The organism is Variovorax sp. LjRoot175 (assembly GCF_964253805.1).
Taxonomy (GTDB): Bacteria; Pseudomonadota; Gammaproteobacteria; order Burkholderiales; family Burkholderiaceae_C; genus Variovorax.
Genome location: NZ_CAXURY020000004.1, coordinates 305833 through 320590, shown reverse-complemented (window position 1 = coordinate 320590; position 14758 = coordinate 305833). Strand labels below are relative to the sequence as shown.

17 protein-coding genes are annotated in these 14758 nt (G+C 62.1%); 6 read left to right on the top strand and 11 right to left on the bottom strand.

Annotated elements, in window-relative coordinates:
* Window positions 1-21: 21 nt before the first annotated feature.
* Entirely contained in the window at window positions 22-462 is a 441-nt protein-coding gene (locus tag ACSQ89_RS42660; protein WP_436298193.1) for a hypothetical protein, read from the bottom strand.
* Window positions 463-892: 430 nt separating this feature from the next.
* On the opposite strand from ACSQ89_RS42660, the gene ACSQ89_RS42655 reads away from it, so the two are divergent.
* Window positions 893-1432, top strand: coding sequence for a 2'-5' RNA ligase family protein (locus ACSQ89_RS42655; protein ID WP_436298192.1), 540 nt, complete (start codon window positions 893-895; stop codon window positions 1430-1432).
* Between the two features lie 141 nt (window positions 1433-1573).
* Here ACSQ89_RS42655 and ACSQ89_RS42650 read toward each other — a convergent pair whose 3' ends face one another.
* The 3 genes from ACSQ89_RS42650 to ACSQ89_RS42640 all read right to left on the bottom strand — a co-directional run bounded on the left by ACSQ89_RS42650 (window position 1574) and on the right by ACSQ89_RS42640 (window position 4639).
* Window positions 1574-2914, bottom strand: coding sequence for an amidohydrolase family protein (locus ACSQ89_RS42650; RefSeq protein ID WP_436298191.1), 1341 nt, complete (start codon window positions 2912-2914; stop codon window positions 1574-1576).
* A 61-nt stretch (window positions 2915-2975) separates the two neighbouring features.
* Window positions 2976-3758 (bottom strand): alpha/beta fold hydrolase, encoded by a 783-nt coding sequence (locus ACSQ89_RS42645; RefSeq protein ID WP_436298190.1) that lies wholly within the window; start codon window positions 3756-3758, stop codon window positions 2976-2978.
* A gap of 11 nt (window positions 3759-3769) precedes the next feature.
* Complete coding sequence (locus ACSQ89_RS42640) at window positions 3770-4639, bottom strand: fumarylacetoacetate hydrolase family protein (RefSeq protein ID WP_436298189.1); 870 nt, start codon at window positions 4637-4639, stop codon at window positions 3770-3772.
* Between the two features lie 437 nt (window positions 4640-5076).
* On the opposite strand from ACSQ89_RS42640, the gene ACSQ89_RS42635 reads away from it, so the two are divergent.
* A complete protein-coding gene (locus ACSQ89_RS42635; protein ID WP_436298188.1) occupies window positions 5077-5724 on the top strand; it encodes a helix-turn-helix domain-containing protein in 648 nt (215 codons plus the stop codon).
* A 588-nt stretch (window positions 5725-6312) separates the two neighbouring features.
* Here ACSQ89_RS42635 and ACSQ89_RS42630 read toward each other — a convergent pair.
* Window positions 6313-6774, bottom strand: a complete 462-nt coding sequence (locus ACSQ89_RS42630; protein ID WP_436298187.1) for a hypothetical protein — start codon at window positions 6772-6774, stop codon at window positions 6313-6315.
* 315 nt (window positions 6775-7089) lie between these two features.
* Here ACSQ89_RS42630 and ACSQ89_RS42625 point away from each other — a divergent pair, with 315 nt between their 5' ends.
* Window positions 7090-7461: a transposase gene (locus ACSQ89_RS42625; protein ID WP_436298186.1), complete on the top strand. Its 372-nt coding sequence runs from the start codon at window positions 7090-7092 to the stop codon at window positions 7459-7461.
* 783 nt (window positions 7462-8244) lie between these two features.
* On the opposite strand, the gene ACSQ89_RS42620 is transcribed toward ACSQ89_RS42625, so the two are convergent.
* Entirely contained in the window at window positions 8245-8520 is a 276-nt protein-coding gene (locus ACSQ89_RS42620) for a hypothetical protein (RefSeq protein WP_436298185.1), read from the bottom strand.
* Window positions 8521-8809: 289 nt separating this feature from the next.
* On the opposite strand from ACSQ89_RS42620, the gene ACSQ89_RS42615 reads away from it, so the two are divergent.
* The 3 genes from ACSQ89_RS42615 (at window position 8810) to ACSQ89_RS42605 (ending at window position 10428) form a co-directional block, all read left to right on the top strand.
* Window positions 8810-9322, top strand: coding sequence for a hypothetical protein (locus ACSQ89_RS42615; RefSeq protein ID WP_436298184.1), 513 nt, complete (start codon window positions 8810-8812; stop codon window positions 9320-9322).
* 99 nt (window positions 9323-9421) lie between these two features.
* Window positions 9422-9850 carry a hypothetical protein gene (locus tag ACSQ89_RS42610; RefSeq protein WP_436298183.1) on the top strand — a complete coding sequence of 143 codons (429 nt, stop codon included), beginning with the start codon at window positions 9422-9424 and terminating at the stop codon, window positions 9848-9850.
* 365 nt (window positions 9851-10215) lie between these two features.
* Window positions 10216-10428: a hypothetical protein gene (locus ACSQ89_RS42605; RefSeq protein WP_436298182.1), complete on the top strand. Its 213-nt coding sequence runs from the start codon at window positions 10216-10218 to the stop codon at window positions 10426-10428.
* A gap of 615 nt (window positions 10429-11043) precedes the next feature.
* On the opposite strand, the gene ACSQ89_RS42600 is transcribed toward ACSQ89_RS42605, so the two are convergent.
* The 5 genes from ACSQ89_RS42600 to ACSQ89_RS42580 form a co-directional block, all read right to left on the bottom strand.
* On the bottom strand, window positions 11044-12459 hold the full coding sequence (locus tag ACSQ89_RS42600; RefSeq protein ID WP_436298181.1) for an alginate export family protein: 1416 nt from the start codon (window positions 12457-12459) through the stop codon (window positions 11044-11046).
* 144 nt (window positions 12460-12603) lie between these two features.
* Window positions 12604-13041 (bottom strand): hypothetical protein, encoded by a 438-nt coding sequence (locus ACSQ89_RS42595; RefSeq protein ID WP_436298180.1) that lies wholly within the window; start codon window positions 13039-13041, stop codon window positions 12604-12606.
* Window positions 13038-13187, bottom strand: coding sequence for a hypothetical protein (locus ACSQ89_RS42590; protein ID WP_436298179.1), 150 nt, complete (start codon window positions 13185-13187; stop codon window positions 13038-13040). Before ACSQ89_RS42590 ends, ACSQ89_RS42595 begins: the two co-directional genes overlap by 4 nt.
* 164 nt (window positions 13188-13351) lie before the next feature.
* Entirely contained in the window at window positions 13352-14173 is an 822-nt protein-coding gene (locus ACSQ89_RS42585; protein WP_436298178.1) for an alpha/beta fold hydrolase, read from the bottom strand.
* A 44-nt stretch (window positions 14174-14217) separates the two neighbouring features.
* On the bottom strand, window positions 14218-14745 hold the full coding sequence (locus ACSQ89_RS42580) for a Dps family protein (RefSeq protein WP_436298176.1): 528 nt from the start codon (window positions 14743-14745) through the stop codon (window positions 14218-14220).
* Between the last annotated feature and the right edge of the window lie 13 nt (window positions 14746-14758).

Genomic DNA, 14758 nt, shown 5'->3' with positions numbered 1-14758 from the left:
TTTTCGCAGGCCAGAATCGTCTTACCATGGACGCGGATTCACCGCTTGACAGAACCCCGTCCATTGGACTCCACCCATTGCCATGGCGCAGTCCGCGATAGCAAGGTTCCATGTGACATCGACCCGCCAGGCGACCGTGTTCGCAGTGGCCTGGGCATTGTTCGCTCGGTTCCAAGCGTCATTCGCGGTGCCTGCGGCCCAGTTGGCCGTGTTCTGAGCGTTGCTTCCCACCGCGACCGCATAGTTGGCCTGGTTGTTGGCCACCGTAGCGGTCCACTGCGCGTTGTTGATGCCGTTGTTCAGATTGGCAACGATCTGGTTGATCGGCGCGGCCGCCACCTGGCTGCCAGCTGTCGAATTGGCCACCTGGAAGCTCTGGGCTGCGGCGGGGAGCGCGGCGCAGAGAAGGGCGCCGGCGGCCAGCACCTGGAGCGTTCGAGCGACAATTTTCAACTTGAGCATTTCTATCCCTTCACCCTATCCTTGGTGGCGTGCAGCGTTTTTCATCGGATGTACTTTTCAGGGCCATTCCGTTGTGACGTACTCCATACACGAAGTGTAACGCTCATGATACTTAGTCGGCGTAAGTTTCCTAAAGTTGTGGTCATTTTTGCCTAAACCTCGTGTTGGGCTTTTTCTCAGCGACACGCCTTCCCCTCACCTCCAGACCCTCGCGCCGCCGCAGAAAGTTCCCGTACGGAGCGACTAGGCAGGCCGTGTTTTCTGCAGCCTCAATGACGTTGGAAGCATCGAGATGGGTTCGTACCGGCTCATCGCTGCAGATCCATATCCGCTCAGCACCACGATGTTGCGGCGATTCCCCGCTGCCTAGATGCTGCTGGTAGTCCAGGAGCCGGCCAGGAGCGGCGCGTTCGGCTGAAGTGCCCGTACGATGACGACCATGGCCATATCAGCCTTTATCGTGAAGGTTCCCAGCGCCGAATCCGTAGTGGCAGCATTGCGTGAGCGCTTCGATGCCACATCGAAGCTTGGTGTCCCTGCCCACATCACTGTGCTGGTTCCCTTCATGGACCCCGGCGACATCACCGCTGATGTGCTGGAGCAGGCGCAGCGCGCCCTGATGGGAACCACGGCCTTTGCCTTCTCGCTGCGCTCAGTCGGCCGGTTTCCGACGACGGCCTATCTCGAACCTGAGCCCACTGCGCCATTCATCGCCATGACGCAGGCTCTGGTCGAAGCCTTCCCCGGCTTTCGGCCGTATGCGGGCGAACACCAGCGCGTCATCCCACACCTCACCGTCGCGCATGGAAGCGCTGCCGACGCAGACGAGGCAGCGGAAGCGCTGCAGCTGGGGCTTGAACAAGGAGCCGAAGTGAGAGCGCAATGCAGTTCCGTCGCCCTGATTGAGAATTCGTCTGGGCGATGGAGGGAGCTGCATGTCTTCCATCTTTCGCGCGACGCTTCGGGGTGAATCGTGGGACGGTATGTTGAGGCAGCTCGCGGCCAGGAGCCGTCGTACTTGGCGTCAATTTCAGCGTCGGCTTACGTTTGCATTGCGGTCGAAGAAAAGCGAACAGGGGCATTGCCGCCGCCCCGTTCGCTCGTCTCTCGCTCAATGCATTTCAGCAAGCGCCTCCTTGACGCCTTCCTCACGAAGCGGGAAGTCGGCCCCTTCCAGATGCAGCGCAGCCTCCGCAGGCACGGGGGTCGCGCAATCTTTGTAGATCACGCCGTCCTTCATGACGAGCTGGATCTTCGCCGGATCGGTCAGGAGAGAAAGATCCTCCAGCGGATCGCCATCCACCAGCACGATGTCCGCCAGGAAGCCCGCTTGCAACTGGCCGAGTTCATCCGGGCGCAGCATGATCTGGCCGCCTAGCTTCGTCGCCGCCAGCAGTGCTTCCTTGGGCGTCATGCCGATGTAATCGACGAAGTACTGCAGGTCATTGGCGTTGGTGCCGTGCGGCATCCATGCGAAGCCGTAGTCGCCGCCCGGCAGGATGCGGATGCCGCGCTGGTGCATCTTGCGCAGTGATGCCGAGGCGATCTCCAGTTCGCGCTTGTAGCCCATCTGGGTCGCAACAGCCTCGGTGATGCCGTACTCGGCGGCGTTGAAGGTGGTGCGGATGAGCCAGCCGATGCCCGGCGCGACAAAGTGCTTATCCTTAGCCGCCTCAAGCATGTCGAGCGCTTCTTCGTCTGCAAAGCTCGCGTGGTAGACCATCTCGATGCCGTGGCGAACGCATTGCTTCACTGATTCGCTCGACCGCGCGTGAGCGGCCATGCGCTTGCCGTAGCGCTTGGCTTCCTGCGAAAGCATTGCCACTTCTTCCTCAGAGAATGGCGACATCTCGGCCGGCAGGCCGGCGATGTACTCGCCGGACAGGTTGATCTTGAGGTGATCGACACCGTACTTGATGAAGGTGCGCGCCGATCTGCGGATTTCCTCCGGTCCGCTGCAAACGCTGCCGAAGCTCAATTCCTCGAAGTTCATGTGCGGCAGCGTGTTGTCGCCCAGCGCGCCGATGGTGGTGATTTCCTGGCTGCCCGCGAGGTAGCGCGGGCCGGGGAATTCGCCGGCTTCGATCGCGTTGCGCAGCACCACGTCGAGGCGCGGCTTGGCGGCGGCGGCTCCGATGGCGGAGGTCCACCCCATGTCCAGATAGCGCTTGGCCACGCGCACGCACCACAGTGTGTGCTCCTCGGGCGGCATGAACTGGATGGCGGCCAGGCTCGGCTGGTCGTTCCACGAGAAATGCGTGTGGGCCTCGGTCATGCCGGGCAAGAGAAAGCGGCCCTTGCCGTCGATGACGCGGGCGTCGTCCGTGCTCACGCTCTGGGGCGCGCGGGTCACCTCGACGATGCGCTTGCCCTCGACGAGCACGTCGCCGGTGTAGGTGTCTTCGCCCGTGCCGTCGAAGATGCGGACGTTTGTGAATGCGATGCGGGTCATGGCTTGTCTCCTCCGGCCCGTGGTGCCGGAATGGGTTGATGAAAGATGCTGAGAAAAGAGATCAGCGCAGCGATGCGTAGAACTGCTCAAGTTCCTGCATGCAGCGTTGCGGCTTCTCGAAGGTCGTCCAGTGGCCACAGCCATCGAAGACCACTTGCCGCGATCCGGTGATGCGCGCCGCCATGGCGGCCACGTTGGCGGGGGGCGCGACGCCGTCCTGGTCCCCGGTGACGAGCAAGGTCGGCACGCCGATGCGCTCGATCTCCGCCGACTGTGCCTTGGCCAGTGCCTCGCAGCTTTGCGCATAGCCTTCGGACGGTTGGCGCATCACGCTTTCGCGCACCAGTGCCAGCACGGCGGGCTGCTCGGCCTTCGTCTCCGGGCTGGTGGCGCCCTTGACGATGGCGTCGGCAATCTCCTGCATGCCCGCCGCACCACCACGCGCCGCCGCTGCACGCGCCACAATGTTCGGCCGAGCCGCTTCGGGTGGTGCGACCAGCGGGCCGAACAGGGCCAGCGACTTGATCTTTCCGGGATTGCGTACGGCGAGATGCTGCGCAACGACGGTGCCGAGCGAATGCGCCATCACGTGCACCGATTCGACGCCCAAGTCGGCGAGCAGGACTTCGAGCGATGCGGCATAGCCTTCAATCGACAGCGGGTGCGCGAGCAGCGGCGAGCGTGCGCTTCCGGGCAGGTCCGGGCGAATCACCTTGAAGTCCAACAAGGCAGCCAGCAATGGCGTCCAGGTGTTCGACGAACCGCCGAGTCCGTGAATGCACAGAAGCGCTTCGCCGTTGCCGTCGATCTCGACGGCCAGCCCGTTGATAACTTGTGTCGTCATCGTGCTGCGCCTCAGACGAACTTGTTTTCGATTGCGCCCAGGCGGTCGATCTCGACACGCACCACGTCGCCCGCCTTCAAGTAGCGCGGCGGTGTCATGCCCATGCCGACGCCGGCTGGCGTTCCCGTGGCGATGACATCACCCGGATACAGCGTGATTCCGCGCGAGATGGTCTCGATCAGCGTGGGGATGTCGAAGATCATGTTCTCGGTCGGGCCGTCCTGCCGCAGTTCGCCATTGACCCAGCAGCGCACGCGCGTCTTGGTGCCGTCGAACTCGTCGGCCGTCACGATCCATGGGCCCATCGGGCAGAAGGTGTCGAAGGACTTGCCCATGTCCCACTGGCTGTGGCGCACCTGCACGTCTCGCGCCGTCACGTCGTTGACGACCGTGTAGCCGAACACGTGTTCCATCGCCGCGGCGCGCGTGATGTTCTTGCCGCCCTTGCCGATGACCACGGCGAGTTCGGCTTCGTAGTCGATCTGGGTCGAGATCTCGCTGGGGACCAGCACGTCGTCGTGCGGGCCGACCACGCATTCGGGCACCTTGGTGAAGACGATGGGCCATTCGTCGGTTTTCGCGCCGCTGTCCTTGAAGACGGAGGCCGAGAGTTCCTTGGCGTGTGCGTGGTAATTGCGGCCGACGCACCAGACGTTTCGGCGAGGTTTGGGCAGCGGCGCGTCGAGCGCGACATCTGCCACCTTGACGGCGGCGCCGGTCGCGATCGGCGCCGCTCCGCCTTCGGCCATGGATTCGATGATGCTCAGGGCACCGACGGCCGCTCGCTGCGGCGTCAGGTCGAGCGGTTGGATGGTCAGGCCGTCGTCGGAAACAAGTCCCACGCGGCGGGTGCCGTCGGCGATGTAAGTTGCGATGCGCATTTCAGTTTGCTCCTGTGTTTTCTCTCTGCAGTTTTGCGGTTCCGATCAAGGCACCGCGGGGATGAAGCAACTTTAAAAACGCAGCTCTTTTTGCGCTTATCGACGAATCCGACGACGTATCAGGGAGTCCGGTACAGTGCTAGGTACTTACCCGGGTGGCCGTCAAATCAGGGCTCGCCAACGCGAACAATCGCACCGTCAACCCACGTTGGAAGGAGCTGAAGATGGCGGAGGCGTACGCGCTGCACGAGGGGGCTTTTGGCACGGCGATCGTTCTCGAATCCCGCGCCAACCTGGTATCGCACGCCCATTCCGAATCGCAACTGGCGATGTGGCTCGGCGGCAGTCGCGCAGTCGCCAACGTGGGCGCTGAGGTCGTGCCCTACAGCGAGAACGTCGCGCTCGGCGTCAACGCCTTCGAGGCGCACGATATGGTGATGGAGGGCAGCGGCTCCTGCCTCTTCCTCGTCTTCATGATTTCCAAGCAGTGGCTGGACGCGCTGGGCAGCGCAACCGGACGCAGCTTCCGATTTCCTTCGCCGCGCGTTCCCATCAGTTCCGCCATGCGCCGCTCATGCTGGCGGGTGCTCGACCTGATCATCTCCGCCGACAAGTCGCGCCCGGCCATCGACGACGAAGTGGAGCGGCTTCTGGAGGCGGCCATTGCGGCTTCGACCACCGGCAGCGCCGAATCGCCTGCGAGTTCCGTGGGCGTGATGCTTGACCATCGGCTGCGCAGCGCCATTGCCCACATGCGTGAACACGTTTCCGAGATCACAACCATCGATGAGATCGCGGCGAAGGTCGGGTTGTCGCGCGCGCACTTCTTCGCTCTTTTTCGCGACCAGCTCAACACGACGCCTCAGGTGTTCTGGAGCGGCGTGCGGGTTGAGGAAGCCATGCGCCGCGTTGCCGAAGGCGGCGCGCTGACCGAGGTCGCGATGGATCTCGGTTTTTCGGCGCCAGGCAATTTCTCGCGCTTTTTCAAGGAGCACACCGGCGTTTCGCCGTCGATCTTCAAGCGGGCGGCGCGCGATCCGTCGCCTGTGACTGTTACCGGCGTCCCCAGGGAGCAGCAGCTCTAGGGCTGGCGGCTTCGATGCAGTCGGGGCGCAATCCCAAATCTTGTTTCGGTGCGAATCGGACCAACTGACGTGGCTGCTTTCGCCAGCATACCGGCCATACGACAGTCGATGGCGAGCGGCAGCAACGGGCCCTGAACAGTCCTTCCCGCCCTCCAGCAAGCTGACGCTTAGATCCACCCAGGCCGGCGCACAACTGACGTTGCCGATAGAGGCGGCTCTTGTAGTGGCTGCCCTACCATGTCGGCGTGAAGAGTCGCAGCATTTCTCCAGGCCATGCCTCACGCTCACCGTTCGCGTCGATGGAAAACTCTATGCCGCGTTTGAAAAGCTCTGCCACGCCCGATCGCTGGAGGTTCCCCATGTTGCACGAGCGCTGCTCGAGCAGGTGGTCCAGGACGGCCGACTCGTTGGTACGCCTTCTGCACACGGTTGATAGCGAGGGTACATGCCTTATGGCTTGATCAAGGACATGGTGCTAGGCATGCGATGGCAACCCACCAGGAAGGGCCGGCCGCCGAGATTGCCTACTTCGACGCGCCTGGTCGAGGTGCAGGCTGAAGCTTGGCTCGCCATTACTGGGGGCGCAAGTTAGTCCAAGTAGTCAAGAAACATCGGAGTCACTTGCTGGAGGAAGGCGACCTCCTCCGCATCAATTACGCGTGGCTCCAGATCGAAATGGATGAACGTGCCATAGGGCGCCCCGGAATCACGTGTCAGCAGCCGCCCGTAGTACGACTCAACCAAGCCAACAAAGGGGCGATAGCTGACCAAGGACCTATCCTTGGAGACGTGACTGGTCGCGAACTCGCCCTGCTCGATCGCGTGCTGGCAGAAACTCTTCTGCAAGGGGACTGCTTGCAACCAAGTGCGGTATTCAGAGGCACGGTCAAAAACGTGCTGCGCCTTCAATGAATCGCCGCTCAGTTTGTAAATGGCAGTGTATCGGTACTGAGTCCTGTCATTGAGCATCGCCAAAGCATGGCGAACTCCATGGGCAGCAAGCGCGCGGCGAACCGCAGCCGCCTGCACGGGCAAATCAAACTCAGACATCGGGGAATTTCGTTCTAGGCGGCGTGCGCAGGAGGCTCAACTCGAATCTTAGTGGCCGAGGAATAGTCGTGCTTGGGTGGGGATATCGAACGTGTGCCCGTAAGTCGGTCGCTTAGGAAAAGAAACGGGTCAGGCACATTCATTCACAAACACCGCCTCGAGAACGAAGCGGTGACGAGCTCGCAACTAGCCATTCGATCCACTTGGTGGCGCTGATCCGGCGCCAATACCTAGAGGGAGGTAAGCAGCCAGTGAAGTCATGTTGATCTGAGGCGTCAGGTTGGCGAGGATCGTGTCCAGGAAATCGGTGGACACGTGCACACTAACGAAGGAGCGATGCCGGCGCGGCGCCGCAGAACACGCGGCGCCGAGTTCAAGGCGCAGGCTGTGCAGGCCTGCAGGGAGCCCGGGATGTCGATGACAGCGGTGGCCATGGCACATGGGGTTAACGCCAATCTCCCGCGGCGCTGGGTGACGGAGCAAGACGACGCGGCTACGGCGGCCAAGCGGCAGCAAGTGTCGCCGCAGCCGGCGGGCGAGTTCGTCGCCCTGCAGTTGCCACCACCCGAGGCGCCGGCGCGCGACATCCACATCGAGCTACAACGCGGGGCGACGATGATCAAGATCGGCTGGCCCGTTCAGGCCGCAGGCGACTGCGCTGCCTGGCTTCGCGAGTGGCTCAGGTGAGCGGTTGATGATCCGCATCGACGCCACTTGGCTGGCCACAGAGCCGCTGGACATGAGCGCCGGCACGCCGGCACCGACTCGGCGCTGGCGAGGGTCGTCACGGCGTTCGGCGCTGCGCGGGCGCATCACGCCTACCTGTTTGCGAATCGACGCGCCAATATCGGGTGAAGGCCCTCATCCACGACGGGATCGGTCTCTGGCTGTGCGCGCGGCGCCTGCATGAAGGCCCGCTTCGCTTGGCCAGCAGCGAGCGCCACCACCCAGCTCACCCTCACGCGCGACCAATTCAACGCGCTGGTGCTCGCGGCCTGTCGTGGCAGCGCTGGCCTACGCCCGCGTGCCCCAAACTTCCTCCTGTGGACCCGATCTTGACCCGTGCAGGACTGGCCAGCAAAAGCGGTCAGATGGGTGAGGCCCAACCCTTCTGCAGTTCACGCCGTTCCCATTCTCTATGTAGCCGACCGATGGCTTCGGCGAAGGCCATGAGCTCATCCGAGATCGGCGCTCCCGGCGCCAGTACCCCAGCATCCTCTGCGAGCCCTTGATAGGTCTCACGCGAAAATTCGGGTGCTGTTGGCCGTTGAGTGCTTAAGTTTTGCATCTGAAATTAGGGGAGAAAGCCAAGTGGCTGAAGGTTCATCGCAGTAAGCGCCATTAGCTCAATGTTGTATGTAGGAACACGCGCACGGTCTCCGTGGCCTGCGATATCGTCGCCCAGCCGGCGCGCTGTCAGCGTCTCGTCGGTCCAGGATGCTGTGCCGACTAGGACGGCCATGGTTGCACTTAGTCGGGAATGCTCTGAAGCTCGGCAAGGGTCGTGCGAAGCTTGCCGAGCGCCAGCACCGCCGCTGCGAACTCGCCTGACTCGACGCCTTGCTGGCTTAAGGACTCCAAGACAAACCGCTCGAAAGCATTTCCCACCTCGCCTTCAAGCATCTCATGATCTTCCAGAACGGCATTCCCGAGCATCAAGAGCTCAGCCAAGGCTCGCGCTGGCCGGCGGTGTGATCGCTTGAAGTCAGCTCTCAGAGCCGTGATCTCATAACTCGTAATGGTCATGGTCGGCAGAACTCACTCTGGTGCTCAGGGAACTCATTCTGCAGGCTTCTCTACTCAGCGCAACCTGCGGCTTGAGCCACTCAATGGCCCTCCTCGGCTGGAGTCGGGTGATCTGAAGACTTTGGACTTCATGCCGTCATGCAGCCCTCCCAGCATGCGCGCTGACCATGGCCAATTTCGCCAGAAACGCACGTTTTCGTGTAGGACCGAACCCCAAATACAGATGCGCCGCCCATCACAACCGTACGATAAGACCTAAGTTCGAATGAGAACGCGGAGGGATTGAAGCATGAGCAAACGCAGCGAAGAGCTGGAGACGGTGCCCCACGACTTGGATGCCTACTCCTCGGGGCCTAGAGTCCAAACGGACGCGAGGACGTTCGCGAACACCGTGGCCAACTTCTTCCGCACGAACGGCAGCGCGGACACTCGCGAATCGATGGTCGCCACGGTCCTGCCATCTGGGCGGGCACCGGAGTTCGTCCAGCGCGAGCAAACAGTGTCGAAGTCGATCCTTTACAGGCACTGGGACGCGATCAACGCCGACGGCGTCACGGCCTCAGAGTTCATCGCGTTTTTGCAGCCCCTTGCCGATTTGGACGGCATCACGGTCTCGTACGCCTACAGCGACGAAGCTGGCAAGGAGCACGTCTACAACCACAGGCGCGAAGACTCCTCGTATGAGAATCCACTTTCGCGAGCCATCCGCGAAAACAAGCTCTCCAGAGAGAAGGCGCTCTCCTTCGCCTTGAATGAAGAAGGCAAGGTCTGGATCGAGAGCAATTTCATCGAGTTGGAGTAGGCACTGAAAGGGCGCTTCGCAAAATCCTGGGAGTACTAGCGGTTGCGGTGGACCCGATCAAGGGCTCACGATACCTTGACGAACAAGGGTAAGGAACTCATGGCTACATCCTCGAGCTCGTTGGATTTGTTGGAAAAGGCGGTAAATGCTATTGAGCAGGCGTCCCAAGATATTTTGGACAGCGAGCCCGATGTACCGTTCACTGCATCGACCGATCTGCTTTCTCTTAGCCCGAATGAAGGAGAGCGGATCCGCAGCAAGGAGGAGGCAAGCTATCGGACACGGCCCACGCTGTCGGCCATCCATTTCTGCCTGACATCGTCCATGGCAATGCTTGCCATTTGCCAGTCACTGATTGAGCAACCAACGACCCAGTCGCCGCGCGAACGCGAACGGCGGTGGAAGAAGCTGGCCTCCGATGCCAAGATAGCAGGTCGCACCGCCTACCGCGCGGCGCTCGTTCTTTCAGATCCTGCTGCGAATGAGGGCCCCGGAGGTCAAGACAGTGCGCCCCCGAGCGGTGCATAGGCTATGCCGACGTGAGGAAGATTGTTTTCACAATGCTCCTGCTGCCCATGCTCTGCGCGGCGGAGTCGAGCGTGAGAGCAGGTCGTGCAACAGGCCATCTCAGCTTTCAGGTGAATGTGCCACCGGCGTTCAGCGTCCTTCAAGCGGCGCCCATCGCGGGCGGCTACGAATACCGGGTATGGACGAACATGAAATCCATTGTGATTAACGGCAAAGAACATCGATTCAGCCGAGTCGGGGAGACGTCCCTATTCGTACCCACCTCGAATGACACCTTCGTTGTTCATGGCCTATAGTGGCAGCCCAGCGTTTGCGCCAAGCTTCTATGCGGCTAAGATTTGGACACCACCACATGGAGACATTGCATGACGCTCGATGAGTACACGGAAGCAGCGAAGAAAATCTATGCGGAGCAGCAGAGCCTCGCGCAGTCGATGTCCCAGCTGGCGCTCTCGGCCAGAGCTGTACCTGCCAACCCTGAATTCGTGGCTCTCATGACGAAGCAGTGGGGGCTGGTGCAGCAATTGGCCTCGCTCAATACGGAGCTGATGCTCGGCATCATGGTCCCCAAGAAATAGGTGCGGGCAACTACTGGCTGCGGCAACGCGAGCCTGCCCGTAATTTTTTGTGCGAGGCATGGCATGACGACCAGGAGCATGTATGCCGAGCAGGAAGACGACGAAGGCGGCAGCGGCCGCCGCGGCGGCGTTGCCGTCGATCCCCGAGGAGCTGATTGACCAGTTCGTGAAGGAGCCCAAGAGTGCTTGATCAAGGACATGGTGCTAGGCATGCGATGGCAACCCACCAGGAAGGGCCGGCCGCCGAGATTGCCTACTTCGACGCGCTCATGAGAGCGACGAGGTCCAGCGTGGGTTGTCCAGTTGCAAAGCGCCCGGGCCCTCCACCAGTTCCTTTGGCCAAACCTATGCGAACGCCCCTTCCGCCGCGGGCACGAGCACAACCCAGTTTTCTTAGTCAAAAATGACCAAAACTCATTTTTAATGTAAATCTGGGGGGTCTCACAGGGAGAAAATGACCACATCTTTAGGAAACCTACGGCGACCGTAGGTTTCCTAAAGATGTGGTCATTTTTGACTAAACCGGTGCACCCCGCCGTTGCGTTTCCGCAGGTGTTTGCCACGTGAGCCGCCGCTTGGGCCTTCGGTCGGGCCGTCACAACGCGCAGTGAGCGCTCAGAACCTGTACTGCACGTACGCCCCCACAAAGTCCCCGGAGCGACCACCGGCTTCCTTCAGCGGCTCCCCAGGCACGAAGTGGACATACGCCGCGGAGAGCGCAAGACGCGGCGTCGGCGACCACCCGATCGTGGCGATCCACTGGTGCCCGATGAAGCGTCCTCGCGTCCCCGAGGTTCCAGCCACCGGAGACAAGGGTGGCGCGTAGAACGCGTCGGCCTTCGACTGCTTCCACAGTGGATTCCAGCCGAGCGTCAGGCTCAAGGTGCGCGTCATCGACAAGGCGATGCTCGGCTGGATGTCAATGAGGTTTGCAGGCGCTGCAACATTCGCGTCGGAGAAGTAGGGAAGTTTCGGAAAGAGCGGATTGAAGGTGCCGAGCGTTCCGTCACGTAGGTTCTTGTCGCCGCTGATGACGTCCGCCTTCAGCCCCAGCCGGGGTGATAGAGACACATTCGCGAAGGTGTAGCCGGTGTCCGACGAGATGGTCCAGGCGCGAATGTCGGACCTGCCGAAAGACCCGAACTGAAAAGCCGCCTCTACATTCCAATCGAAGCCAGCTTGATGCCCGAACAAACGAGCGCCGATGGTGTGACGACGCTCCGTTGCGGTTCCCTGTGCAAAACGGGCATTCTTGCGATCGAGCCCGAGGTAGTAAAAGTCCGCCTTCAATCCAGGGACGGCGGGGATCGCCGTCGTGGCGTAGACACCTCCGAAGTCCTGATTCCGATCGCGGCGATCGTCGAATGTCCCGGATCGAGGCGCAACGGGTTGCACCGCGAAGGCGTCGACCCGGAAATCTTGGGACCCAACCCATGAGACACGCACCCCATCGAAGGAGCGCCTGATGTTCGGGCCCTCTCTGACAGAAACGAGCCGCGAAGATCCGAAGCTCATCTCCTGGCGCCCTGCTCTCAGCACAACCTGTGCTCCATCGAGTGGAAGCGTGAGCTCGCCAAATCCTTGCAGAAGGTCGAGATCGTCCTCCTGCGTGGGTGGCGGCGTGCCGGCCCACCCCGGTGCAGAACCGCTCGCGAGCTCAATGAAGTTTCGAAAGTTCGGGCCCAGGTGAAGGTCGGCGAACAGAAATGCCCGGTAAAGGAAGTAGCCATCGCGTGGCGGCGACTCGAGGCCGAAAACCGGGTTCCGCAAGTACTCGTACCCTGCGCGCAATTCTCCACCGAAGGTCGCATACCATGTTCCCTCGTGGTTCAAGGGCACCCACTTGAAGCGGTCGAGAACACCAGTGCGTCTGGCAGGATCGCGCATCGCGGTCCAATCCTCGTCGAACCGGGAGCTCGTGTAGGTTGGACGCGAGTCTGGATCCTGCGCCACTGCCGATGGGCCGAAGCCCATCGACAGCGCTGCCAGCAACAGCGCCACTCGCGCGGACGGTTTTACGTCAGAGGCCATCAATTTCTCGGAATCAGCTCACCCTCGACCGAGCCCCAACGGTGGGAATGGCGACCCAGAGCACCGAGTCGGATGCGAAGGCAAGCGCCAGCACGACAAGCCATGTCATCCCGATGGCGATCGTCGCGCGCCCGACGGGGATTTCTACTTACCGCCGTAGCCTTCACCATATGAGGGCAGTTGACTCGACTTATTCGCCTTCGCGACTTCGGCGCGGCGCGCCTGTCGCGCAGCCGTGCGTTCGGCGCGCGGCACCTTCGCCCTGGCCTCCGGCTCGGGGTTGCCCTCGCCGGGCTTGAACTCACGCGCAGCCTCCGCACCTTCCGGCTTCCTCGCCTGCCTTGCCGCGGCGCGCTCCGCACTAGAGACCTTGGCCCTCGGCTCGGGCTTTGGATTGCCCTCGCCCGGAGTGAACTCGCGTGCGGCTTGGGTGCCCTGGGCTTGGCGTTCTGCGCGCGCGGCTGCCTTGTCCGTTGGCACGGGCGCTACCGTTTGCGCATTGGCGCCGAACGCGGCCAGCTGCATGATCACGGTGCTAAATGCCCAGAAAAATGTTTTCATATCGAACTCCAGTAGTTTCAAAAAAAGACCTGCGCCATCGTTCCGGGACCAGCCTTCATGATGAAGAGATCGGCGCGGGCAACGTTGAGGACCGAAGCCGGAATGGACGTCATCCCGTTCGACCGGCGCACGCTCTTGGAGCCAAGCGTGGGGAGGCTGCGAACCATTGCGCAGCCCACCATCCGTCCAAGGCTGGGGACAACTCTGCTAGCCCCTTACGCGTACCTTCGCCAACAGTGAGACCTTCGACCTCCAGTGGGGGACGGCAAACCGAAGTACCGTCCCAGTCGCTCACCATAGGCGCGCTGCATACGTGCGGCCGGCGAAACGCCTACGCCTCGATGAACGCGAGCAGGTCAGCGTTCACCCGGTCCTTGTGGGTGGTGCAGGTGGCGTGCGGCGCGCCGGCGTAGACCTTGAGCTGGCTGCCCTTGATCATCTCGGCCGCAAGCTTGCCGGTGGCCTCGATGGGAACGACCTGGTCGTCGTCGCCGTGGATCACGAGCGTGGGCACGTCGATCCTGGCCATGTCGGGGCGGAAGTCGGTTTCCGAGAACGCGGTCACGCAGTCGAGGGTGGCCTTGATCGAGGCCTGCAGCGCAATCTGCAGCGTCTGCTTGAAGATGCCCTGCGACACCTTGGCGCCGGGGCGGTTGGTGCCGTAGAAGAGCGTGCTGAAGTCATCGAGGAACTGCGCACGATCGGCAGCCAGCCCGGCGCGGATGCCTGCGAACACTGATGCGTCGGGGCCCACGGGGTGGTCGGCCGTCTTCATGAACAGCGGCGTCACGGCACTGATGAGTGCGAGCTTGGCCACGCGGGCGCTGCCCTTGCGCGCGATGTAGCGCGTCACGTCGCCGCCGCCCATCGAGAAGCCCGCGAGGATCACTTCCTTCAGATCGAGCTTCTCGACCAGCTCGGCGATGTCGTCGGCGAAGGTGTCGTAGTCATAGCCTGTCCACGGCTGGCTCGACCGGCCGAACCCGCGGCGGTCGAACGCGATCACACGGTAGCCGCGTTCTGCGAAGAACAGCATCTGGGCGTCCCACATGTCCGCGCTGAGCGGCCAGCCGTGGCTGAAGAGGATGGGCTGGCCCGAACCCCAGTCCTTGTAGTAGAGCTCTGTTCCGTCGCGCAAGGTGAGTGTGGTCATGGTTTTTACAGTTGAATGAAGGGAAGGCAAAAAGGTGGATGGCATCAGCCCTGGCGCACCGACTCGAACAGGAACCAGGTGCGTCGCTCGGCCTCGTCGATCCAGTTCTCCAGCACGCTGGCGGTGGCGACGTCGCCGTACTCGTCGCACAGCGCATGAGTGGTGCGCATGAAGCCGGCCAGCCGCTGGTTGTCTTCGCGCAGCTCGGCCAGCATGCCGATCGGTGTCACGAAGTCCGCATCGTTGTCCGAGAGTCGCTGCAAGCGGGCGGCATGGCCGGTCGAGCGCAGCGTAGTGCCTCCCAGCTTGCGAACGCGTTCCGCAATGGGGTCGACGGTGGCGAAGATCTGGTCGGCCTGCTCGTCCAGCAGCAGGTGGTAGTCGCGAAACGACGGGCCCGACATGTGCCAGTGGAAGTTCTTCGTCTTGAAGTAGAGCGCGAAGGTGTCCGCGAGGAGCACGTTGAGTCCCGCGGAGATGTCGCGCGTGGCGTCCGCGCCCAGGTCGCTCGGGGTGTGCAGCGGGGCAAGGCGCCGCTTCTTGGGGGTGTTGACGGTCGTGGGGTCGGCCATGTTTTTCCTTTTG